Annotated in this window: 18 protein-coding genes; 4 read left to right on the top strand and 14 right to left on the bottom strand. The window is 71.6% G+C overall.

The window, feature by feature from the left end:
• Nucleotides 1-31: 31 nt before the first annotated feature.
• The 7 genes from rplS to proS form a co-directional block, all read right to left on the bottom strand.
• Nucleotides 32-382, bottom strand: a complete 351-nt coding sequence (rplS, locus tag ACZ573_RS28965) for a 50S ribosomal protein L19 (RefSeq protein ID WP_301366251.1) — start codon at nt 380-382, stop codon at nt 32-34.
• Nucleotides 383-515: 133 nt separating this feature from the next.
• Nucleotides 516-1,337, bottom strand: coding sequence for a tRNA (guanosine(37)-N1)-methyltransferase TrmD (trmD, locus tag ACZ573_RS28960; protein ID WP_471309507.1), 822 nt, complete (start codon nt 1,335-1,337; stop codon nt 516-518).
• Nucleotides 1,337-1,906 carry a ribosome maturation factor RimM gene (rimM, locus tag ACZ573_RS28955; RefSeq protein WP_471309504.1) on the bottom strand — a complete coding sequence of 190 codons (570 nt, stop codon included), beginning with the start codon at nt 1,904-1,906 and terminating at the stop codon, nt 1,337-1,339. Before rimM ends, trmD begins: the two co-directional genes overlap by 1 nt.
• Nucleotides 1,907-2,031: 125 nt before the next feature.
• Nucleotides 2,032-2,271 carry an RNA-binding protein gene (locus tag ACZ573_RS28950; protein ID WP_030011889.1) on the bottom strand — a complete coding sequence of 80 codons (240 nt, stop codon included), beginning with the start codon at nt 2,269-2,271 and terminating at the stop codon, nt 2,032-2,034.
• Nucleotides 2,272-2,273: 2 nt separating this feature from the next.
• Nucleotides 2,274-2,714: a 30S ribosomal protein S16 gene (rpsP, locus tag ACZ573_RS28945; protein ID WP_030011890.1), complete on the bottom strand. Its 441-nt coding sequence runs from the start codon at nt 2,712-2,714 to the stop codon at nt 2,274-2,276.
• A gap of 306 nt (nt 2,715-3,020) precedes the next feature.
• The gene (locus tag ACZ573_RS28940) at nt 3,021-3,617 is read right to left on the bottom strand and encodes a hypothetical protein (protein WP_030012572.1); all 597 of its coding nucleotides are present in this window, start codon (nt 3,615-3,617) and stop codon (nt 3,021-3,023) included.
• A gap of 226 nt (nt 3,618-3,843) precedes the next feature.
• Complete coding sequence (proS, locus tag ACZ573_RS28935) at nt 3,844-5,256, bottom strand: proline--tRNA ligase (RefSeq protein ID WP_471309499.1); 1,413 nt, start codon at nt 5,254-5,256, stop codon at nt 3,844-3,846.
• Between the two features lie 131 nt (nt 5,257-5,387).
• Between proS and ACZ573_RS28930 the strand changes: the two genes are divergently transcribed.
• Nucleotides 5,388-6,074 carry a class I SAM-dependent methyltransferase gene (locus ACZ573_RS28930; RefSeq protein ID WP_471309496.1) on the top strand — a complete coding sequence of 229 codons (687 nt, stop codon included), beginning with the start codon at nt 5,388-5,390 and terminating at the stop codon, nt 6,072-6,074.
• 9 nt (nt 6,075-6,083) lie between these two features.
• Here the strand turns inward: ACZ573_RS28930 and ftsH are convergent, their stop codons facing one another.
• From ftsH to nsdA, 6 genes are all read right to left on the bottom strand, one after another.
• Nucleotides 6,084-8,024 (bottom strand): ATP-dependent zinc metalloprotease FtsH, encoded by a 1,941-nt coding sequence (gene ftsH / locus ACZ573_RS28925; RefSeq protein ID WP_471309493.1) that lies wholly within the window; start codon nt 8,022-8,024, stop codon nt 6,084-6,086.
• A 129-nt stretch (nt 8,025-8,153) separates the two neighbouring features.
• Nucleotides 8,154-9,725, bottom strand: coding sequence for a signal recognition particle protein (gene ffh, locus ACZ573_RS28920; RefSeq protein ID WP_471309490.1), 1,572 nt, complete (start codon nt 9,723-9,725; stop codon nt 8,154-8,156).
• A gap of 251 nt (nt 9,726-9,976) precedes the next feature.
• On the bottom strand, nt 9,977-12,406 hold the full coding sequence (locus ACZ573_RS28915; RefSeq protein WP_471309488.1) for a [protein-PII] uridylyltransferase: 2,430 nt from the start codon (nt 12,404-12,406) through the stop codon (nt 9,977-9,979).
• Between the two features lie 17 nt (nt 12,407-12,423).
• The gene (locus ACZ573_RS28910; RefSeq protein ID WP_030708521.1) at nt 12,424-12,762 is read right to left on the bottom strand and encodes a P-II family nitrogen regulator; all 339 of its coding nucleotides are present in this window, start codon (nt 12,760-12,762) and stop codon (nt 12,424-12,426) included.
• Nucleotides 12,759-14,102, bottom strand: coding sequence for an ammonium transporter (locus ACZ573_RS28905; RefSeq protein ID WP_471309485.1), 1,344 nt, complete (start codon nt 14,100-14,102; stop codon nt 12,759-12,761). The genes ACZ573_RS28910 and ACZ573_RS28905 overlap by 4 nt, the downstream gene beginning before the upstream one ends.
• Before the next feature lie 311 nt (nt 14,103-14,413).
• On the bottom strand, nt 14,414-15,877 hold the full coding sequence (gene nsdA, locus ACZ573_RS28900; protein WP_471309482.1) for a transcriptional repressor NsdA: 1,464 nt from the start codon (nt 15,875-15,877) through the stop codon (nt 14,414-14,416).
• A gap of 447 nt (nt 15,878-16,324) precedes the next feature.
• On the opposite strand from nsdA, the gene ACZ573_RS28895 reads away from it, so the two are divergent.
• Nucleotides 16,325-16,996, top strand: a complete 672-nt coding sequence (locus tag ACZ573_RS28895) for a bifunctional DNA primase/polymerase (RefSeq protein WP_471309479.1) — start codon at nt 16,325-16,327, stop codon at nt 16,994-16,996.
• A gap of 85 nt (nt 16,997-17,081) precedes the next feature.
• Here the strand turns inward: ACZ573_RS28895 and ftsY are convergent, their stop codons facing one another.
• Nucleotides 17,082-18,299, bottom strand: coding sequence for a signal recognition particle-docking protein FtsY (gene ftsY / locus ACZ573_RS28890; RefSeq protein ID WP_471309477.1), 1,218 nt, complete (start codon nt 18,297-18,299; stop codon nt 17,082-17,084).
• Between the two features lie 144 nt (nt 18,300-18,443).
• Here ftsY and ACZ573_RS28885 point away from each other — a divergent pair, with 144 nt between their 5' ends.
• Both ACZ573_RS28885 and ACZ573_RS28880 read left to right on the top strand, forming a co-directional pair.
• The gene (locus ACZ573_RS28885; protein ID WP_471309474.1) at nt 18,444-19,898 is read left to right on the top strand and encodes a purine-cytosine permease family protein; all 1,455 of its coding nucleotides are present in this window, start codon (nt 18,444-18,446) and stop codon (nt 19,896-19,898) included.
• 63 nt (nt 19,899-19,961) lie between these two features.
• On the top strand, nt 19,962-20,948 hold the full coding sequence (locus ACZ573_RS28880) for an LLM class flavin-dependent oxidoreductase (protein WP_471309471.1): 987 nt from the start codon (nt 19,962-19,964) through the stop codon (nt 20,946-20,948).
• Nucleotides 20,949-20,981 lie beyond the last annotated feature (33 nt).

Genomic DNA, 20,981 nt, shown 5'->3' with positions numbered 1-20,981 from the left:
ATCCGGCCGCCTCCGGACTCCGGGAGTTACCTCAGCGGTCGCGCTTCTCCTTGATCTTCGCGGCCTTGCCGCGGAGCTCACGGAGGTAGTACAGCTTGGCGCGGCGAACGTCACCGCGGGTGACGAGCTCGATCTTCTCGAAGATCGGGGAGTGGACCGGGAAGGTACGCTCCACACCGACGCTGAAGGAGACCTTGCGCACGGTGAAGGTCTCGGAGACACCGGCACCCTGGCGGCGGATGACTACGCCCTTGAACTGCTGGATACGGGAGCGGTTGCCCTCGATGACGCGGACGTGCACGTTGATCGTGTCACCCGGGCGGAAGGCCGGGACGTCCGTGCGGAGCGTGGCGGCGTTGACGCCGTCGAGCAGGTGAGACATGTTCTTCGTCTGCTTTCTTCGCATGACGCCACAGGTCGCCAGTGCGGGTTTCCGTAGAGAATTCGGGAGCTGCGGGGCCCGGCGGACGACGGTCCCCCTGTGGCAGGGGCGCCCGCGAGCACACAGCAGCCGCCTATTCTTCCACGGCCTGGGCCCTGCGCCAAAATCGGCCGTCGGCGGACGGCTGCCAGCCCAGGACGGAGAGGATCTCCCGGTCCTTCTTGTCGAAGCCGGCGGCCTCGCAGCGCTCGATCAGGTCGGGGCGGTTCTGCGCGGTCCGGCGGAAGGCCTCGTCGCGGCGCCACCGGGCGATCTTGCCGTGGTGCCCGCTGAGCAGCACCTCGGGGATGTCCCGGCCGCGCCACACCGGGGGCTTGGTGTAGACGGGCCCCTCCAGCAGGTTCGCCATCTCGCCCGGCGCGAAGGAGTCGTCGCGGTGCGATTCTGCGTTGCCGAGCACCCCGGGCAGCAACCGGGCCACGGCCTCGGTGACCACCAGCACGGCGGCCTCACCGCCCGCCAGGACGTAGTCGCCGATGGAGACCTCGTACACCGGCATGCGCGTGGCGTACTCGTCCATGACCCGGCGGTCGATGCCCTCGTACCGGGCCGGCGTGAAGATCAGCCAGGGCCGCTCGGAGAGTTCGACGGCCAGTTCCTGGGTGAAGGGGCGGCCGCTGGGGGTGGGGACGACGATGACGGGACCGTGCGCGCCCGCCTCGTAGCCGTCGGCCAGGGCCGAGTCCAGGGCCTCGCCCCACGGCTCGGTCTTCATGACCATGCCGGGACCGCCACCGTACGGGGTGTCGTCCACCGTGTTGTGCCGGTCGTACGTCCACTCCCGCAGGTCGTGCACGTGGACGTCGAGCTGCCCGCGGGCGCGCGCCTTGCCGACGAGGGAGACGTTCAGCGGCTCCAGGTACTCGGGGAAGATCGTGACGACGTCGAGTCGCATCAGGCGTCGTCCCCGGAATCGGCGGCGTCCTCGTCCCGGGTCGAGACGACGACGGCGTCACGCTCGTCGATCAGCCCGGGCGGCGGGGTGATGACGCAGCGCTGCTCCTCCAGGTCGATCTCGGCGACGATCTCCTCCACGAAGGGGATCATCACCTCGGTGCCGTCCGGGCGCTCGACGATGAAGAGGTCCTGCGAGGGCAGGTGGGAGATCTCGGTGATCCGGCCGATCTCCGTGCCGTCCTCCAGCACCACGTCCAGGTCCATCAGCTGGTGGTCGTAGTACTCGTCCTCCTCCTCCGGCAGCTCGGAGGGGTCCACCTCGGCGATCAGGAGGATGTTGCGCAGCGACTCGGCTCCGGTGCGGTCCTTGACGCCCGCGAAGCGGAGCAGCAGCCGCCCGCTGTGCACGCGGCCCGTCTCGATCGTCAGGGGCCCCGCCGTCGTGGGGTCCGTCTTGAGCACGGCGCCGGGACTCAGTCGCAGCTCCGGCTCGTCGGTGCGCACCTCGACGGTGACCTCACCCTTGATGCCGTGGGCGCGGCCGATCCGCGCGACTACCAACTCCACTGTGCTCTTCCCTTACTGCGGCGTGGTTGCTCACTTCAATGGTCGCTCCTGCCCGGGGGCAGAAACGACACGGGCCGGGGCGGGCGACCAACGCCCTCCCCGGCCCGTGCCGGTGAATCAACTGCTCAGCGGACCTGGTCCACGTCGACGAGGTCGACGCGGATCCCACGGCCGCCGATGGCGCCCACGACGGTACGCAGAGCACGTGCGGTGCGGCCGTTGCGGCCGATCACCTTGCCGAGGTCGTCGGGGTGAACCCGGACCTCGAGCACCTGCCCGCGGCGCAGGTTGCGCGAGGCGACCTGCACTTCGTCGGGGTTGTCCACAATGCCCTTTACGAGGTGCTCAAGAGCCTCCTCGAGCATGATCAGGCCTCGGTCGACTCGGCGGCGGCCTCAGCCTCGTCCGCCTTCTTGTCGGCCTTCTTCGCCTTCTGCGTGATGGCCTCACCCTTGCCCTCGCCGATGCCCTCGAGGGCCTTGGCGAACTCGTCGAAGGAGCGACGCTTGCTCTCCTTCGTCGCCGGCTGCAGGAGCGGCGCGGGGGCGGGGAGACCCTTGTGGGCCTGCCAGTCACCGGTCAGCTTCAGGATGGCGAGCACAGCCTCGGTGGGCTGGGCGCCGACGGACAGCCAGTACTGCGCACGCTCGGCGTTGACCTCGATGCGCGACGGGTTGTAGGTCGGGTGGTAGATACCGATCTCCTCGATCGCGCGACCATCCCGGCGGGTGCGGGCGTCGGCGACGACGATGCGGTAGTGCGGCTGGCGAATCTTGCCGAGGCGCTTGAGCTTGATCTTGACTGCCACTGGAGTGGTGTCTCCTGAACTTGACGTGGTTGGGCACATGAGATGCCACGTGGGGTTGCGGTACTCGGGTGCCCGATGGACGCGTCAGCCGGAGGAGAGAGGGGTCCTATGCGACTGTCGAGTACAGCTAGCCATTGTGCCATACGCCTGCGGCGCGCTCAGCCGGGCGGGCAGGACCGGTGCCCGCCGGCGGTGCGGCGGTACGGGCCACCCGTGCGTGCGCCGTCGGCGGCGCCCCGGTGGGGGCGATGGCCCGGCGGCCGGTTCGCCGTGGGGCGGTGGCCCCGGCGGCGACCGGAAGGGCGGTCAGGAGGCCGCCGCGATGGCCACGTCGGGGATGCGGAAGGGCTTCATGCAGCCACCGCACACGATCGGTGCCTGGGCCAGCACGGAGGGGACCACCCGGACGTTGCGCCCGCAGTCGCAGACGGCCTTGACGCGCACGCCGCCGCCGGAGGAACCGTGCCGGGCGGCAGGTCCCCGGAAGCTGCGCTTGGTGTCGGCCGCGGTGGCGGCCGTGTGTGCCTTCAGCGCGCGCTGCAGCCGCTCGATGGTGGGACGGTAGCGGCGCTTCGCCTCCGGATTGAGCGTGACCAGGGAGAACCCGCTGCTCGCGTGCGGTTCCTCGGAGTGGTCCAGCCCCATCTCCTCGGCGATCGCGAGGAATCTGCGGTTGTGGTAGCGGCCTGCGCGCGAGGTGTCGCGGACACCGCGGGCGGCGGCGATGCCGTGGACTGCCTCGTGCAGCAGTCGCTCGAAGGAGAGCTCGGCGCCGCAGGCGGACGAGGACTCTCCGATCAGGGACTCGGGCGCGGCAAGGTCAGGCAGCTCGGGGTGGTACCGCTGAATATCGGCCCACGCCTGCGCCAGCTCTGCGGCGAGAACAGGTGGTGTCGTGCTCACGTCGTGACAACGAGCCGAGGTGCCCGGGTGTTCCGATTCCGGGCCATTCCAAATTTTTTGCACGTACCAGTCAGTTCAGTCTCATGCGTCCTGACGAGGACGGGTGCGCCGATCTCAGGAGGAGTCGGTACGTAACGTCGACCAAGCCGCCCCGGTCGACCGACATGAACCGGCCCCGGCGCGCGGCACGAGCCGCACGCCGGGGCACACGAGCCGGTCGGCCCGGTCAGTACGAGCGCGCGACGATCGCGAGCGTACCGGGGGCGTCGTCCGCCTCCGGGACCGACCCGTCCTCGGCGATCAGGCAGCGCACGGAGACGGCCTGCTCGGCCAGCTTCGCCTCACCCTCCGGGCCGAGGTCCGCCCACGGGATCCGCGCCCAGCCACCGGCGACGGCGGCCTCGGCGGCCTCCCCGATGGTCGCGACGTCGGACGTACGGGCCAGACGGCGCTCGCGGGACTCGCGCAGCAGCTGCGCCTGGTCCTCGTCCAGCACCTTGGGCAGCAGGTCGGCGAGGGCGTCGATCTGCACGGGGGTCTTCCCGCCCGGGATCCGGCGGGCCAGCATCGCGGTGCCGGCCTCCAGGTCGCGGGGACCGATCTCGATGCGGACCGGTACGCCCTTGAGCTCCCAGTCCACGGCGCGGCGGCCGAAGGGGGTGTCGACGCGGTCGTCCACGTGCACGCGCAGGCCCGCGGCCTTGAGCTGGGCGCCCAGCTCGCGGACCTTGGTGACGGCCTCGTCGCCCTTGATCGCCATGACGACGACCTGGACGTGCGCGAGGCGCGGCGGGACCCGCAGGCCGTTGTCGTCGCCGTGGGACATGATCAGGCCGCCGACCATGCGGGTCGAGACGCCCCACGAGGTCTGCCAGACAAGCTCCTGCTTGCCTTCCTTCGACAGGTACTGGGTGTTGAAGGCCTTGGCGAAGTTGGTGCCGAGCTCGTGGCTCGTGCCCAGCTGCAGGGCCTTGCCGTCGCCCATCATGCCCTCGAGGGTGAGGGTGTTGATGGCGCCGGCGAAGCGCTCCTTGGCGGTCTTGCGGCCGAGCACGACGTCGATGCCGAGCACGTTCGTCATGAAGTCGCCGTAGACGTCCGTGTGGATGCGGGCGGCGTAGTCGCGGGCGTCCTCGTAGGTGGCGTGGGCGGTGTGGCCCTCCTGCCAGAGGAACTCGCTCGTACGGAGGAACACGCGCGGGCGCATCTCCCAGCGGACCACGTTGGCCCACTGGTTGATCAGCAGGGGCAGGTCGCGGTAGCTCTGGACCCACTTGGAGAAGTAGTCGTTGATGATCGTCTCGGACGTGGGCCGGACGACGACCGGCTCTTCCAGCTCCTTGCCGCCGCCGTGCGTGACGACCGCGAGCTCGGGGGCGAAGCCCTCGACGTGCTCGGCTTCCTTCGTCAGGTACGACTGCGGGATGAAGAGCGGGAAGTACGCGTTCTGGGCGCCCGCGTCCTTGATGCGCGCGTCCATCTCCTGCTGCATCCGCTCCCACAGGCCGTAGCCGTACGGTCGGATGACCATGGTGCCTCGGACCGGACCGTTGTCGGCCAGCTCGGCCTTGTTGATCAGATCCTGGTACCAGCGGGGGAAATCCTCCGCCTGCGGGGTGAGAACGGGTGCCTTTGCCATGCCGCGAATCGTACGGCGCCGGGCACGCGATGCGTGAATCGGGTGGCACGCTCCTCTGGACGCGGGGGCGAATGGGGAGTTCTCTGGCAACGGGGGCAAGGGGGCGACACGGAATCAGGAGCGCTCTTTCGATGACACCGACGCCGACGGCGACGCTCGTCGCCCGGGACTGGGCGGAGATCCAGGAACGGATGCTTGTACCGCTGTACGAAGCGGTCTACGACCGGCTGGAGGTCGGGCCGGGCGACCGGCTGCTCGGGCTGGACTGCGGAGCCGGGCTGCCGCTGCTGCTCGCGGCCGGGCGGGGAGCCGTGGCCACGGGTGTGGAGGCGGATCCGGCCCGGCGGGCGCTGGCCCGTGAGCGGCTGCTGGAGGTTCTGGCGGCCCCGCCGGAGCCACCGGCCCCGCCCCGCCCGTACGACGCCCTGCTCGCCTTCTCCCCGGCGCCCGCGGCCCTGGCCGCGGCCCTGCCCGCGGTCCGCCGCGGCGGGGCGGTGGTGCTGGCCGGCTGGGGGCCCGCGGAGCGCTGCACGGTGCCCTCGGTCCTCGGCGGCGGGCCCGCGCCGCGGGATCTGGACGCGCTGGTGGAGCGGGCCGGGCTCCGGCCGGACGGTTCCGGGCGGGTGTTCTGCCCGTTCGGGTATGCGGACGTGGACAGCGCGGTACGCGGACTGCTGTCGACCGGGCTCTACGACGGCACGGCCGATTCCGTGCTGGCGGAGAAGGAGCTGGCCGAGGCGCTCCACCCGTTCGAGCGATCCGACGGCGCCGTGTGGCTGCCGAACATCTTCCGGTACGTGATCGCCCGGGTGGGCTGACGGCCGCCCTCAGTCGGTGCCGTGCCCCTTCGTCATCCGGGTGATGCCCGCGGCGGCGTAGGCGGCCGTCTCGTCCAGGGTCTCGTTGGCGAGGAGGGCCCGCGCCAGGGCGTCCAGCTGCGGGCGGTGATCGCGCAGCAGGCGGCAGGCCTCCAGGTAGCACTCGTCCACGATGCGCCGCATCTCGTGGTCGACCGCGTCGAGGGTCGCGGGGGCGGCGGAGAGGCCGTAGGGGCTCTGCCCGTCGGAGGGGATCGCGGTGAGGCGGCCGATCCGCTCGCTCATGCCCCAGCGGCCGACCATGCCGCGGACGATGTTGGTCACCTGCTCCAGGTCGTTCTCGGCGCCGGTGGTGACGACGTCGTAAACGACGTGCTCGGCCGCCATGCCGCCGAGCGCGCCGATGATGCGGCCGCGCAGGTACGGCTCGGTGTAGGCGTACCGGTCCGCGTCCGGGGTCGAGAGGGTGACGCCCAGCGCGCGGCCGCGGGGCACGATCGTGATCTTGCGGACCGGGTCGGCGCCGGGCTGGAGCATGCCCAGCAGGGCGTGGCCGCTCTCGTGGTAGGCGGTGCGGCGGCGCTCCTCCTCCGGCATGACCAGCGGTCTCTCGGCGCCGAGCTGGACCTTCTCCAGGGCGTCCGAAAGGTCCGCCCCGGTCACCTGCGTCTGCCGGCGTTTGACGGCGAGCAGCGCGGCCTCGTTCGCCAGGTTGGCCAGGTCCGCTCCGGTCATGCCGGGGGTGGTACGGGCCACGTGTGCCAGGTCGACGCCGTCGGCGAGCGGAATGTCGCGGGTGTGGATGCGCAGGATGGCCTCGCGGCCGACCCGGTCGGGCGGGGAGACGACCACCATGCGGTCGAACCGGCCGGGGCGGGTGAGGGCGGGGTCCAGCACGTCGGCGCGGTTGGTGGCCGCGAGGACGATCACGCCCTCCGAGCCGGAGAAGCCGTCCATCTCGGTGAGGATCTGGTTGAGGGTCTGTTCGCGTTCGTCGTGGCCGCCCATGGCGCTGCCGCCGCCGCGGGCCCGTCCGATGGTGTCGATCTCGTCGATGAAGATGATGGCGGGGGCCACCTTGCGCGCCTCGGTGAACAGTTCGCGCACCCGGGAGGCGCCGACCCCGACGATCATCTCGATGAACTCGGAGGCGGAGGCGGAGAAGAAGGGCACCCCGGCCTCGCCCGCGACCGCCCGCGCCAGCAGGGTCTTGCCGGTGCCGGGCGGGCCGGAGAGCAGGACCCCGCCGGGCATCCGGGCGCCCATCCTCCGGTACTCCTGCGGGTTCTTGAGGAAGTCGACGACGTCGTTGAGCTCCCCCTCGACCTCGTCGATCCCCGCCACGTCCTCGAAGGTGGTGCGGCGGGAGCCCGTCTCCAGCTCGACCGGCTTGGGCGGTGCCTTGCGGCCCAGTGCGCCCATGCCGCCCATTCCCGAGCCCATCCGGCGGGCGATGACCACCCACAGGAGGACGAGCAGCAGCATGGGGGCGAGGGAGATCAGCAGGTTGGCGAGGAAGCTGCGCTGGACGACGACCGGGGAGGCCGTCACGGTCACGTTCTGCTTGGTGAGGTCGGCCCACAGCGCGTCTTCGGCGAAGGCCGGGCGCTGGGTGACGAATTTGGTGTAGTCGCCCTTGTCGCCGTCGGGCAGCGGCTGCTTCGCCTTCAGCTCGCCCTGGATGGCGTCGCCCTTGGAGTAGATCTTCGAGACGTTGCCGGCGGCCACCTGCTTGCTGAACTCGGTGTACGAGATCGTCGGCTCGTCCCCCTCGTTGAAGAAGGACAGCACCAGGTTGGCCACCAGGTAGACGATCAGGGCCGCGAGGATCAGCCCCCGCCAGCCGCCCGGCAGCCCCTTCTTCTTCGGCGGAGGACTGGGCGGGGCGCCTTCCGAGCGCCAGGGGGTGTCGGCCCTGTCGCGGGGAGGTACGGGGGTGGGGCTGGGCACGGGGCGCCTCCTTCTGCCATCCTCCCGGCCGACCATAAGGGATATATCAGGCTGCCGCCCCAGCGGAGAACAGCAGGGCCCCGACCGTGCGAACACGGCCGGGGCCCTCCTCACCCACGTGCGCGGGTGTTACTTCATGAACTTCTTGAACTCGTCCGGAAGGTCGAAGTCCTCGCCGCCCTGACCGCCCGCCGGAAGGCCGAAGGGGTTGCCGGCGGCCGCGGGCTCGATCGCCTGCGGGCCCTGCTCCCGGCGGGCCGCGGCTGCGGCCTCCTCTTCCTTGCGCTTCATCGGGTTGCCGCTCTTGCGCTTGCCCTTGGCCTGCTTGACCTGCTTCTTCTGCCGGCCGGGGCCGCCACCCATCCCGGGCATGCCGGGCATGCCCGGCATGCCGCCGCCCTGGGCCATGCGGGACATCATCTTGCGGGCGTCGAAGAACCGCTCGACCAGCGACTTGACCGCGCTGACCTCGGTGCCGGAGCCCTTGGCGATACGGGCACGGCGCGAGCCGTTGATGATCGTCGGGTCCTGGCGCTCGGCCGGGGTCATCGACTTGATGATCGCGGCGGTGCGGTCGACGTCACGCTCGTCGATGTTGTTGATCTGGTCCTTGATCTGCCCCATGCCGGGCAGCATGCCGAGCAGCTTGGAGATGGAGCCCATCTTGCGGACCTGCTCCATCTGGGCCAGGAAGTCGTCGAGCGTGAACTCCTTGGGGCCCTTGGCGAGCTTGGCCGCCATCTTCTCGGCCTCGGCCTGCGAGAAGGTCTTCTCGGCCTGCTCGATGAGGGTGAGCATGTCACCCATGTCGAGGATCCGGCCCGCCATGCGGTCGGGGTGGAACGCGTCGAACTCGTCGAGCTTCTCGCCGTTCGAGGCGAACATGATCTGCTTGCCGGTGACGTGCGCGATGGAGAGCGCGGCACCACCTCGGGCGTCACCGTCGAGCTTGGAGAGCACGACGCCGTCGAAGCCGACGCCGTCGCGGAAGGCCTCGGCGGTGTTGACCGCGTCCTGGCCGATCATGGCGTCGACGACGAAGAGGATCTCGTCGGGGCTGACGGCGTCGCGGATGTCCGCGGCCTGCTGCATCAGCTCGGCGTCGATGCCGAGGCGGCCGGCGGTGTCGACGATGACGATGTCGTGCTGCTTGGTCCGCGCGTACTCGACGGAGTCCTTCGCGACCTGGACCGGGTCGCCGACGCCGTTGCCGGGCTGGGGCGCGTACACGGCCACACCGGCGCGCTCGGCGACGACGCTCAGCTGGTTGACGGCGTTGGGGCGCTGGAGGTCGCACGCGACCAGCAGCGGGGTGTGGCCCTGCCCCTTCAGCCAGAGGCCGAGCTTTCCGGCGAGGGTGGTCTTACCCGCACCCTGGAGACCGGCCAGCATGATCACGGTGGGGGCGGTCTTGGCGTAGCGCAGCCGCCGGGTCTCGCCGCCGAGGATGGTGACGAGCTCGTCGTTGACGATCTTCAGGACCTGCTGGCCCGGGTTCAGGGCCTTGCTGACCTCTTCACCGCGCGCGCGTTCCTTGACGTTCGCGATGAAGGAGCGGACGACCGGGAGGGCGACGTCGGCCTCGAGGAGCGCGATACGGATTTCCCGGGCCGCTGCGTCGATGTCAGCCTCGGACAGCCGGCCTTTGCCGCGCAGGCCCTTGAAGGTATTCGCCAAGCGGTCGGAGAGCGTATCGAACACGGTGGTCGCGATTCCTCGGGTCGGGGGCGTTGTGGTCGTCCCCCAGGGTATCCGGCCCGGCCGCCCATCCGGCCCTGCGGTCGACTTTCCCCGGGGCTCCGCCCCGGTCCCCGCGCATCAAACGCCGGCTGGGCTGGAATTTGCTGCGCAAATCCAGCCTGCCCGGCGTTTGAGGGCCGGGGACCGGGGCGGAGCCCCGGGGAACGGTGGAAGGGCGGGTAGGGGACCGCTCCGCGCAGCGGCCCCCCGCGCTACGACAGGGCAGCAGCCACCAGGCCGGCCAGGGATGCTGCCTCCTGGGGGCCCAAGGGCTTGCCCTCGGGTGTGGTGACGTACAGCGTGTCCACCGCGTTCGCGCCCAGGGTGGAGACGTGGGCGCTGCGCACCCTGACGCCCGCCGATTCCAGGGCCCGGCCGATCCGGTGCAGCAGGCCGACGGCGTCCGGCGCGCGCACCTCCAGGACCGTGGCCAGGGAGGACACGTCCGGGACCATCGTGACCCGGGGCGGCGGCGGGACCACCCCGCGCCGGCGCGGATAGGCGGCCTCGCGGTCGGCCAGCTTGGCCGGGACGTCCAGCGAGCCGTCCAGGGCGCGGACCAGGTCGGTACGGAGCCTGGCGGCCTGCGGCAGCGCGCCGTACTCCGCCGCCACCCGCCAGCGCAGCACCAGGACCTCGCCCAGCCGGTCCGGGAGCTCCATGGAGCGCAGGTCGGCCGCCCGTACGGTGAGCCGGTGCAGGGCCAGGACGCCGGCCACCGCCGGGAGGACCCCCGGCTGGTCGGGGACGGCGACGACGAGGTCCACGCCGACCGCGTCGTCCTCCTGGCGGGCCTGGAGCGCCAGGACCGGCTCCCCGGTACGCAGGGCCTCCACCGCCAGGCGTTCCTGTTCGGTGGTCGGGATCTCCGGTTCGCCGGCCGCCGGGGCCGTGCCGCGCAGTACGGCGGCGACCCGCGAGACGAGGTCCGCCACGAGCGATCCCCGCCACGCGCTCCACGCGGCCGGACCGGTGGCCAGGGCGTCCGCCTCGGTCAGGGCGTGCAGTATCTCCAGCGTGCTCACCGAGCCCACGGCTTCGGCGACCGCGCGGACCGTCGCCGGGTCGTCCAGGTCGCGCCGGGTGGCGGTGTCGATCAGCAGCAGGTGGTGCCGTACGAGCGCCCCGAGCACGGCGACGTCGTGCGGGTCGAAGCCGACGCGGGCGGCGACGTCGCGGGCGATGGTCTCGCCGGCCACCGAGTGGTCTCCTGGCCAGCCCTTGCCGATGTCGTGCAGGAGCGCGGCCATCAGCAGCAGGTCGGGGCGGCCGACCCGGCGGGTGAGGGCGGAGGCGCGCACCGCCGTCTCGATCAGATGCCGGTCGACCGTCCAGGTGTGGACGGGATTGCGCTGGGGGCGGCAGCGCACCCGCTCCCAGTCCGGGAGCAGCCGGGTGATCAGGCCCTCGGCCTCCAGGGCCTCCCACACGGCCAACGTCGGCTCCCCCGCCCCCAGCAGGGTCAGCAGTTGCTCGCGTGCCTCGGCCGGCCAGGGCACCGGGAGCGGTTTTCCCTGCGCCGCGAGTCTGCGTACGGCGTGCAGGGAGACCGGCAGGCCGGCCTGCGCGGCGGCCGCGGCGAACCGCAGGGCGAGTACGGGATCGCGGTCGGGGCGCGCGGCCAGGGCCAGTACGGCCTCGCCTTCGGACTCCACCACGCCTTCGGCCAGGGGCGCCCGCGCAGCAGCGGCCCGGTCTCCGCGGGTGCCCAGCAGTCCGCGCAGCCTGGGCCGGGCGGCACGGGCCCGCAGGACGCGTCCGACCTCCCGCCAGGTCACGTCTGCGGCGTAGGCGACGACGCGGGCGGCCTCGTACACCTCGCGCAGCAGCGCGTCCGCGTCAAGGAATCCGAGCTGGGCCGCGACCTGGTCCTGTTCCTGGAGGGAGAGGCGGTCGGTGGCCCGGCCGGTGACCAGGTGCAGGGCGTCCCGGGCGTCCAGGAGGCGCCGCCGGGCCTCGGCGAGGCCCTCGCGCGGGGCGTCGGCCAGCCAGGACGCGGCGACCGCCCGCAGCGCGGTGGCGTCGCGCAGGCCGCCGCGGGCCTCCTTGAGGTCGGGTTCGAGCAGGAAGCGCAGTTCCCCGGCCCGCTCGGCCCGCTCGCGGCACAGGGAGTGCAGTTCCGGGAGTCTTTTGGCCGCCTGGTTGCGCCAGTCGGCCAGTACGGAGGTCCGCAGGCCGGCCAGGAGTCCGGCGTCACCGGCGACGGTGCGGGCGTCCAGCAGGCCGAGGTGCACCTTGAGGTCCTCGGCGGCGGTGCGGCGGGCCTCGCCCGGGGTGCGTACGGAGTGGTCGAGGGCGAGGCCGAGGTCCCACACCGGGTACCAGAGCCGGTCGGCCAGTGCGCCCAGCGCCCGCGGCTCGGACTTGCCGTCGTGCAGCAGCACCAGGTCGAGGTCGCTGCGCGGGGAGAGTTCGGCGCGCCCGTAGCCGCCGACGGCCACCAGCGTGGCGCCGCGGACGCCCGTCTCCCGTACGGCGGTCGTGAACAGGGCGTTCAGCCATTCGTCGGTCAGCCCGGCCAGGGCGGAACGGCGCGAAGGCCCGGACTGCGACTCCTCCTGGAGGAGTCGCAGCCGGGCCGCGGCGTATCCGCTGGGTCCCGAGTCGGCCGTGTGGTCGGTGTTCTCTTCGACGCTCGTCACCCGGGAGCTCCTGTCACCTAGAGCGCGTCAGCGCCGCGCTCGCCGGTGCGGACCCGTACGACCGAGTCCACGGGGACGCTCCACACCTTGCCGTCACCGATCTTTCCGGTGGCCGCCGCGCTCACGATCACCCGGATCAGTTCCTCGGCGTCGGAGTCGTCGACCAGGACCTCGATGCGGATCTTGGGGACGAGGTCGACCTGGTACTCGGCACCGCGGTAGACCTCGGTGTGGCCGCGCTGGCGGCCGTAGCCGCTGGCCTCGGTGACCGTGAGGCCCTGCACTCCGAAGGTCTGGAGGGCTTCCTTGATCTCGTCCAGCTTGTGCGGCTTGACGATCGCGGTGATCAGCTTCATGCGTCAACCTTCTTGCTCGCGGCGGAGGGGGTGGGTGCGGCGGTGCTGCGCGAGGTCGCGCCGCCACCGGCTCCGCTGAAGTCGTAGGCGGTCTCGGCGTGCTCGGCCTGGTCGATGCCGGCGACCTCGACGTCCTCGGACACCCGCATCCCGATCGTCTTGTCGAGGAGGAAGGCGAGCAGCGCGGACGCCACCAGAGAGTAGGCGAGGACGGAGAAGACCCCGATGGCCTGCTTGCCGAGCTGTTCGAGGCCGCCGCCGTAGAAGAGGCCAGCCACGTCGGACTGGACCCCGCCGGTGGCGAAGAGACCGACGAGGAGGGAGCCGACGACACCGCCGACGAGGTGGACGCCGACCACGTCGAGGGAGTCGTCGTAGCCGAACTTGTACTTGAGGCCGACCGCCATGGCGCAGAGCACACCGGCGATGGCGCCGACCGCGATGGCGCCGAGCGGGCTGACCGCACCGCCGGAGGGGGTGATGGCGACGAGGCCGGCGACCGCGCCGGAGGCGGCGCCGAGGGTGGTGAAGGAGCCGTGGCGCAGCTTCTCGTAGCCGAGCCAGGCGAGCATGGCGGCGGCGGTGGCGACCTGGGTGTTCACGAACATGACCGCGCCGACGCCGTCGTCGTTGCCGAGCCAGGAGCCCGCGTTGAAGCCGAACCAGCCGAACCAGAGCAGACCGGCGCCGAGCATCACGAGGGGCAGGCTGTGCGGGCGCATCGGGTCCTTCTTGAAGCCGACGCGCTTGCCGATGACCAGGATCACGCCGAGGGCGGCGGCGCCGGCGTTGATGTGGACGGCCGTGCCGCCCGCGAAGTCGATGACGCCGAGCTCGAAGAGCCAGCCGCCCGCGCCCCAGACCCAGTGGGCGACGGGGAAGTAGACGACGGTGACCCACAGGACGGTGAACAGGGCCCAGGCGCTGAACTTCACGCGGTCGGCGAGGGCGCCGCTGATCAGGGCGGGGGTGATGACGGCGAACATCAGCTGGAAGACGGCGAAGACGTAGACCGGGATGGTGTAGCCGTCCCACAGCTCGGTGATCCCGATGCCGCTGAGGCCCACGTAGTCGGAGTTCCAGCCGATGAGGGAACCGGAGTCGGTACCGAAGGCGAGGCTGAAGCCGTACAGGACCCACAGGATCGTGACGATCCCGAGGCTGATGAAGCTCATCATCAGCATGTTGAGGCTGCTCTTGACGCGGACCATGCCTCCGTAGAAGAAGGCGAGTCCCGGGGTCATCAGCATGACCAGGGCGGAGCAGATGAGCATGAACCCGGTGTTCGCGGCAGACAGCGTCGGGGCGTCTGCCGCGAGGGTCGTGATGGCTGATGCCATCGGCGTCTCCTCGTCGTCGGTACGTTCGCGTGCGGGCGATCGTGAAAACCTGAGCGGCGTAAAAGGGGTGCCCGGCCGGGCTGGGGAGGCTGGCCGGTTAATGACCCCGAGATTCGCGCAGGCCGGTTTCCGGCGGCGCCGCTCGGTGTTTCGCGCCCGTGACGAAGAGGGCGGGCGTGTTACGCGTCAATGAACAGGTGGATCACAAAAGCCGGCCGCGGCAGTACCCGGATGTCCTGGCTGGGGGAGCCTGATCGGGCTTCACGGGGTGACTGCCGCGGCCGGGGCCTTGGGTGCGGCCGCGTGGGCCCTCAGACGGCCTCCGCGGCTTCGGGGAGCCGGGAGGCGAGGTGGTCGGTGAGCCGGACCACCTCGGCGACGTCGCCGTACTCACGGGCGGCGGTGTCGACGGTCTTGCGCAGGCGGGTGTTCACCCGTTCGGACCGCACCTTTCCCGCCACGTCGAGGGCCCGGTCGACGAGGGCCGCGGCCTGCTCGGGCTCGCGCTGGAGCAGGTGCACGGTGGCCATGCCGATGAGGTTGAGGGCGTAGGAGCGCTGGTGCTCCTCGTCCTTCTCGAAGAGCTCGACGGCCCGTTCCATGACGGGCTCGGCGAGGGAGGCGTACATGGGGCTGCGCCCGGCCACGTAGGCCAGGTCCCGGTACGAGTGGGAGTTCTCGCCGTTCAGCTCGGCCTCGGAGAAGAAGCGGATCCAGTCGGGTTCGGGCTCGCCCGCGAAGCCGACGTCGGAGAAGGTGTCCTCGGCCATCCGCACGGCCCGCTTGCAGCGGCTGGGCTGGCCCATGTTGGCGTACGCGCGGGCCTCCATCGCATACAGCATGGCCTGGGTGCGCGGGCCGGCGCAGTCGCGGCTGCCGTACTGCGCGAGGTGGATGAGTTCCAGGGCGTCCTCGGGGCGGCCCAGGTGGATCATCTGGCGGCTCATGCTGGAGAGGATGTACGAGCCGAGGGGCTTGTCCCCGCCTTCCTTGGCGGCGTGCAGCGCGAGGACGAAGTACTTCTGCGCGGTGGGGTGCAGGCCGATGTCGTAGCTCATCCAGCCGGCCAGTTCGGCCAGTTCGGCGGCGACCTTGAAGAGCCGCTTCATGACCGGCGCCGGGTGGTTCTCCTGGAGCAGGTCGGTGACCTCGTGGAGCTGGCCCACGACAGCCTTGCGGCGCAGCCCGCCGCCGCACTGGGCGTCCCACTGGCGGAACATGACGGTGGTGGCGTCGAGGAGGTCGAGTTCCGGTTCGGAGAGCCGGGGCGGGCGGTGGCCGCCGAGGGCCCCCGTCGGCCCCGCCCCGCGCGGTCCCGGGTCGGCGGCCGGTACCGGGACGAGCCAGCGCTGCATGGGCTCGATGAGGGCGGGGCCGGCGGAGAGGGCGAGCGAGGTCCCGAGGAAGCCGCGGCGGGCCAGCATCAGGTCGCTGCGGGAGAACTCGCCGAGCAGTTCGACGGTCTGCGGGCCGGCCCAGGGCAGGTCGACCCCGGAGATGGAGGGGGTCTGGTGGGCGGTGCGCAGGCCGAGCTGCTCGATGGCGACGACGGAGCCGAAGCGCTCGGAGAACAGCTCGGACAGGATGCGCGGGACGGGTTCGCGGGGCTGTTCACCGTCGAGCCAGCGGCGCACCCGGGAGGTGTCCGTGCTGATGTGGTGGGCACCCATCTGGCGCGCCCGGCGGTTGACCTGCCGGGCGAGTTCACCCTTGGACCAGCCGCTGCGGACGAACCACGAGGTCAGCTGGTCATTGCGCGCAGCAGCATCGTCCATCGTTCCGCTTGCGCCATTGCCGCTCACTGGAACGCCCCCATCCGCTCAGCATCTTCCACACGAAACCCTGGCCGGGGCGCCGGGCGCCACCACGGACCTTCACAGGTCCTTCACGTATTGCCTCCGGCATACCCACGGATGGGTCGCCTTCGGTTTCGTGTACCGAAAGTAATCCTACGATCACCCCTGCGGCCAGGTCGATTCCAGAAACGCCACCATTCGCCACCCCTTCGAATGAACAAGCCACCCGCCAGGCGCGATTCACTTGACACCGAGGTGAAAGCGGATCGGTTGGACTGGAGTGCGCTCGGGGCGCGCGCGGCGAGGAGTGCGCCGGGCGGCATCGGAGAACACCCCGCGGCGGGACTGCCGGCAGAGGTCCCGCCGAGGTCGTCGCACCGGCTTCGTAACCACCGGCACGTCCGACCCGTTGGAGGGGGCATGGGCATGGGCTTCACGATCGGCGGCAGCCGCAGCACCAAGGAGTTCCGCTCCGGCACCCGGCGCCGCGGCGGCCGGACCTCGGAGTGCACGGCGGTGGCGGAGTACACCGGGCTGTGGGGCTGGGACGTGGTCCCCGGCGCCCGCGCCGCGGCGCCCGCCCGCGACTGCTCCTGCGGGGACGCCAAGTGCCGCGCACCCGGGGCGCATCCCCTGGCCTTCGCCCCCACGGTCCCGGCCGGGGCCACCCTCGACGAGGTCACCGAGGCCTGGGGCGAGTACCCGGGCGCCGCAGTACTGCTCCCCGCGGGCCGCGCCTTCGACGTCATCGAGGTCTCCGAGGAGGCCGGGCGGCGCGCGCTGGTACGCCTGGAGCGGATGGGCCTGCCGCTCGGCCCGGTCATCGTCACCGCCGACGGCCGGGCGCAGTTCTTCGTGGCCCCGGGGGCGGCGGCCGAACTGCCGCAGCTGCTGTACCGGATGGGCTGGGACGACGCCGACCTCGACCTGCGGGCCCTGGGCCACGGCGCCTTCGTGACGGCCCCGCCCTCCGACCGCGCCGGGCTCGGCCAGGTCGGCTGGCTGCGGCCGCCCGCGCTCGACTCCGCCGGCGGCCCGCCGCAGGCCAGGCTGCTGCTGGGGACCCTCGCGTACATCTGCCACCGCTTGCGCCGCTAGGGGGTGTCCGTTCCGGACGCGCACATGACGGTGCCCCCGCGTTCCGGCGGAACGCGGGGGCACAGGTGTCCGTGCGGGACCGTGGTCAGTCGCCGATCAGGGCGTCCACGAAGGCCTCCGGCTCGAAGGGCGCCAGGTCGTCCGGCCCCTCGCCGAGGCCGATGAGCTTGACCGGTACGCCCAGCTCGCGCTGGACGGCGACGACGATGCCGCCCTTGGCGGTGCCGTCGAGCTTGGTCAGCACGATGCCGGTGATGTCCACGACCTCGGCGAAGACACGGGCCTGGGTCAGGCCGTTCTGCCCGGTGGTGGCGTCCAGGACCAGCAGGATCTCGTCCAGCGGACCGTGCTTCTCCACGACGCGCTTGACCTTGCCGAGCTCGTCCATCAGGCCGGTCTTGGTGTGCAGGCGGCCCGCGGTGTCGATCAGCACCACGTCGGCTCCCTCGGCGATGCCCTCCTTGACCGCGTCGTAGGCGATCGAGGCCGGGTCGCCGCCCTCGGGGCCGCGTACGGTACGGGCGCCGACGCGCTCGCCCCAGGTCTGGAGCTGGTCGGCGGCGGCGGCGCGGAAGGTGTCGGCCGCGCCGAGCACCACGGAGCGGCCGTCGGCGACGAGCACCCGGGCCAGCTTGCCCGTGGTGGTGGTCTTGCCGGTGCCGTTGACACCGACGACCATGATCACGCCGGGGGTGTCCTCGCCGCTCTCCGTCTTCACGGCGCGGTCGAAGTCGGTGCCGACCAGGGTCAGCAGCTCCTCCTTGAGCAGGGCGCGCAGGTCCGCCGGGGTCCGGGTGCCGAGCACCTTGACCCGCTCGCGGAGCCGGTCCACGAGCTCCTGGGTCGGCACGACACCGACGTCGGCGACGAGGAGGGTCTCCTCGATCTCCTCCCAGGTGTCCTCGTCGAGGTGCTCCCTGGAGAGCAGCGTGAGCAGCCCCTTGCCGAGGGAGTTCTGCGACCGGGCCAGGCGGGCCCGCAGCCGGACCAGGCGCCCGGCGGTGGGCTCGGGAACCTCGATCTCGGGCGCGGCCGGGGCCGGGGGCACGGGTTCGGCCACCGGCGCCTCGACGGGAGCCTCGGCCTCCGGGAGCCCGACCTCCTCGATCGTGCGGCGCGGCTCTTCCGCCGTCTCTACGGCGTCCTCCCCCACCTGCGGCTCGGCAGGCGGGGCAGTGATGGTCGGCGTGCTCGGCGGTGCCGGCGGCGGCAGCTGCTTCTTCTTGCGGCTGCTGACCACGAGCCCGCTGATCACACCGACCGCGACCAGGGCGATGACTACAGCAAGGATGAGGATGTCCATAACCCCACCAGTATCGGACACGGCCGCCCCGGAGCCGGGAACCTGGGCGCGCGGACCAGGGCGTAAGCCGCGGTTTGTGGTTTTAGCAGCAAATCCATGATGATGGGCGACTTACCCTCATAACCTCCCCAACGGAGCAATCGCATGCCTGCCGAGCCCGCCGACGGCGCAGCCGAAACCGCGATCGAGACCCGCGGTCTGGAACCGGTCCCGGACAGCGAGCGCGGCGGCCGGGTCCGCGAGCTCGTACCCACCTGGGTCGCCGCCAACATCAGCGTGCTGCTGCTGACCATGGGTGCGGGGCTGGTGATCTTCAACAAGCTGAACATCTGGCAGGTGCTCGTCGTCGCGGTCGCCGCGCCGGTCGTCTCGTACGGGATCGTCGGCCTGATATCCATCGCGGGCAAGCGCGGCGGCGCCCCGGGCATGGCCCTCTCGCGGGCGGTGTTCGGCCAGCGTGGCAACCTCTTCCCGGGCGCCCTGATCTGGGTGGCCCGCTGGGGCTGGGAGACCATCAACGCGGTGAGCGGCGCCTACGCCGTACTGACCGTGCTCGACCTGCTGTTCGGGGTCCGCAGCAGCACCCCGCTCATCGTCGTCACCCTGCTGTTCTTCGTGGGCTGCACCTTCGTGGTCTCGGGTCTCGGCATCAACGCGCTGCGTGTCTGCTCCACATGGTCGACGTACCTCTTCGGCGCCTTCAGCGTGCTCGTCCTCGGGTACCTGGTCTTCACCACCGACTGGTCCGCCGTCTTCGGCAAGCCCGCCGGCTCCAGCGCGATGATGATCGCGGGCATCGGCACGATCGCGGCCGGCGGGATCAGCTGGGTGCCCTCGGGCCCCGACTTCACCCGCTACCTGCCGCGCACCGCCTCCTCCAGGGCCATGGTCGGCGCGACGGTCGGCGGCGCCGGCGTGGTCGTGCTCCCGATGGTCCTGATGGGCGCGGTCATGGCCGTCGGCACCCCGGACCTGGCCACGGCCCAGGACCCGGTGTCCTTCATCGGCGAGCTGCTCCCGACCTGGATCGCGGTCCCGTACCTGCTCATCGCGCTCGTCGGCATGCTGCTGATCAACTCGATGTCCATGTACTCGGCCGGGTTCACCGCGCAGACCCTGGGCATCAAGGTCCCGCGCGCCGCGGCCGTCAGCGTCAACGCGGTCATCAGCCTGGTCTTCGGCTTCCTTCTGATGGTGGTCGCCACCAGCTTCTTCGGCTCGTTCATCTCCTTCCTGACGCTGCTGGCCGTGGCCTTCTCCGCCTGGATCGGCGTCTTCGGCGTGGACATGCTGCGCCGTACGGCCTACGACGGCCCCGCGCTGCTGGACACCACGCGGACCAGTGCCTACTGGTACAAGGGCGGCTACGCCTGGCAGGCGATGACCGCGTGGGGCCTCGCCCTCGTCGTGGGCCTGCTGTTCACCAAGGTGGACTGGTTCGCCGGACCGCTCGCCTCCACCTGGATCGGGGAGAACGGCCTGGGCTGGGCCGCGGGCATCCTCACCTCGGCCGCGCTGTACGCCGTACTGCCGCGCACGGCTCCGGTGGAGCCGGCCGCGGCCGGGGAGCGCGAGCTCGCCGGATCCCTGTCCAACTGACGTCACGTCAGCTAACGTCCCCCTTCGCCCGCCCACCCACATCCGGCGAAGGGGGACTTCTCCATGCCCATCACCGTGGCCCGGTTCAATCTCGTCGACCCCGACGGCACCCCCGAGTCCCTCTCCGCCCGCTACAAGGCGGCGCTGGAGATGGCCCGGTACGCGGACGACCGCGGGATCGACACCATCCAGACCGAGGAGCACCACGGCACCGGCAACAACTGGCTGCCCTCCCCCTTCGCCTTCGCGGGCGCGGTCTTCGGCGCGACCCGCCGGATCGCCGTCACCGTCTCGGCGGTCATCGGCCCGCTGTACGACCCGCTGAGGGTCGCCGAGGACATAGCCGTCCTCGACCTGCTGAGCGGTGGCCGCCTGGTGACGGTCGCGGGCATCGGCTACCGGCCCGAGGAGTACGAGCAGCACGGCGTGGAGTGGGGCCGGCGCGGCAGGCTCCAGGACGAGCTGCTGGAGACCCTGCTGAAGGCGTGGACCGGCGAACCCTTCGAGTTCCGCGGCCGCACGGTACGGGTCACCCCGGCGCCGTTCACCCGGCCGCACCCCCTGCTCCTGGTCGGCGGCAGCTCCGAGGCCGCGGCCCGCCGCGCCGCCCGGCTGGGGCTGCCCTTCTTCCCCAGCGCGCACCTGCCGGAGCTGGAGGCGTACTACACCGCGCGGCTGGCGGAGTACGGCACGGAGGGCTTCTGCATGATGCCGGCGGCCGAGACCCCGCTGCTGCACATCGCGGAGGACCCGGACCGGGTCTGGGCCGAGCACGGCGAGCGCTTCCTCCACGAGGCGGCCACGTACGCGTCCTGGCAGTCCAAGGACATCCGCAGCGCCGTACGGTCGGCGGCGCGCTCGGTGGCGGAGCTGCGCGCGGAGGGCGTCTACCGGATCCTCACCCCGGACGAGGCGGTCGCGTACGGCAGGGCCGCGGGCGAGGCGGGGAACCTGGTCCTGCACCCGCTGTGCGGCGGGATGCCGCTGGACGAGGGCTGGCGGAGCCTGCACCTGCTCTGCGAACAGGTACTGCCCCGGCTCAAGGACTGAGCCGGGGCAGTATCGAGGAGACGGGGCGTTGGC

The organism is Streptomyces sp. NPDC040545 (assembly GCF_055595065.1).
This window is presented reverse-complemented; position numbering and strand designations above follow the sequence as displayed.

Bases quoted from the DNA above. Each gene is read 5' to 3' on its own strand.
- ACZ573_RS28895 (WP_471309479.1), top strand. From the start codon at position 16,325: ATGGGCTTCACGATCGGCGGCAGCCGCAGCACCAAGGAGTTCCGCTCC.
- ACZ573_RS28885 (WP_471309474.1), top strand. From the start codon at position 18,444: ATGCCTGCCGAGCCCGCCGACGGCGCAGCCGAAACCGCGATCGAGACC.
- ACZ573_RS28950 (WP_030011889.1), bottom strand. From the start codon at position 2,271: ATGCTCGAGGAGGCTCTTGAGCACCTCGTAAAGGGCATTGTGGACAAC.
- ACZ573_RS28910 (WP_030708521.1), bottom strand. From the start codon at position 12,762: ATGAAGCTGATCACCGCGATCGTCAAGCCGCACAAGCTGGACGAGATC.
- ACZ573_RS28880 (WP_471309471.1), top strand. From the start codon at position 19,962: ATGCCCATCACCGTGGCCCGGTTCAATCTCGTCGACCCCGACGGCACC.
- rplS (WP_301366251.1), bottom strand. From the start codon at position 382: ATGTCTCACCTGCTCGACGGCGTCAACGCCGCCACGCTCCGCACGGAC.
- ftsY (WP_471309477.1), bottom strand. From the start codon at position 18,299: ATGGACATCCTCATCCTTGCTGTAGTCATCGCCCTGGTCGCGGTCGGT.
- ACZ573_RS28905 (WP_471309485.1), bottom strand. From the start codon at position 14,102: ATGGCATCAGCCATCACGACCCTCGCGGCAGACGCCCCGACGCTGTCT.
- proS (WP_471309499.1), bottom strand. From the start codon at position 5,256: ATGGCAAAGGCACCCGTTCTCACCCCGCAGGCGGAGGATTTCCCCCGC.
- ACZ573_RS28930 (WP_471309496.1), top strand. From the start codon at position 5,388: ATGACACCGACGCCGACGGCGACGCTCGTCGCCCGGGACTGGGCGGAG.
- nsdA (WP_471309482.1), bottom strand. From the start codon at position 15,877: ATGGACGATGCTGCTGCGCGCAATGACCAGCTGACCTCGTGGTTCGTC.
- trmD (WP_471309507.1), bottom strand. From the start codon at position 1,337: ATGCGACTCGACGTCGTCACGATCTTCCCCGAGTACCTGGAGCCGCTG.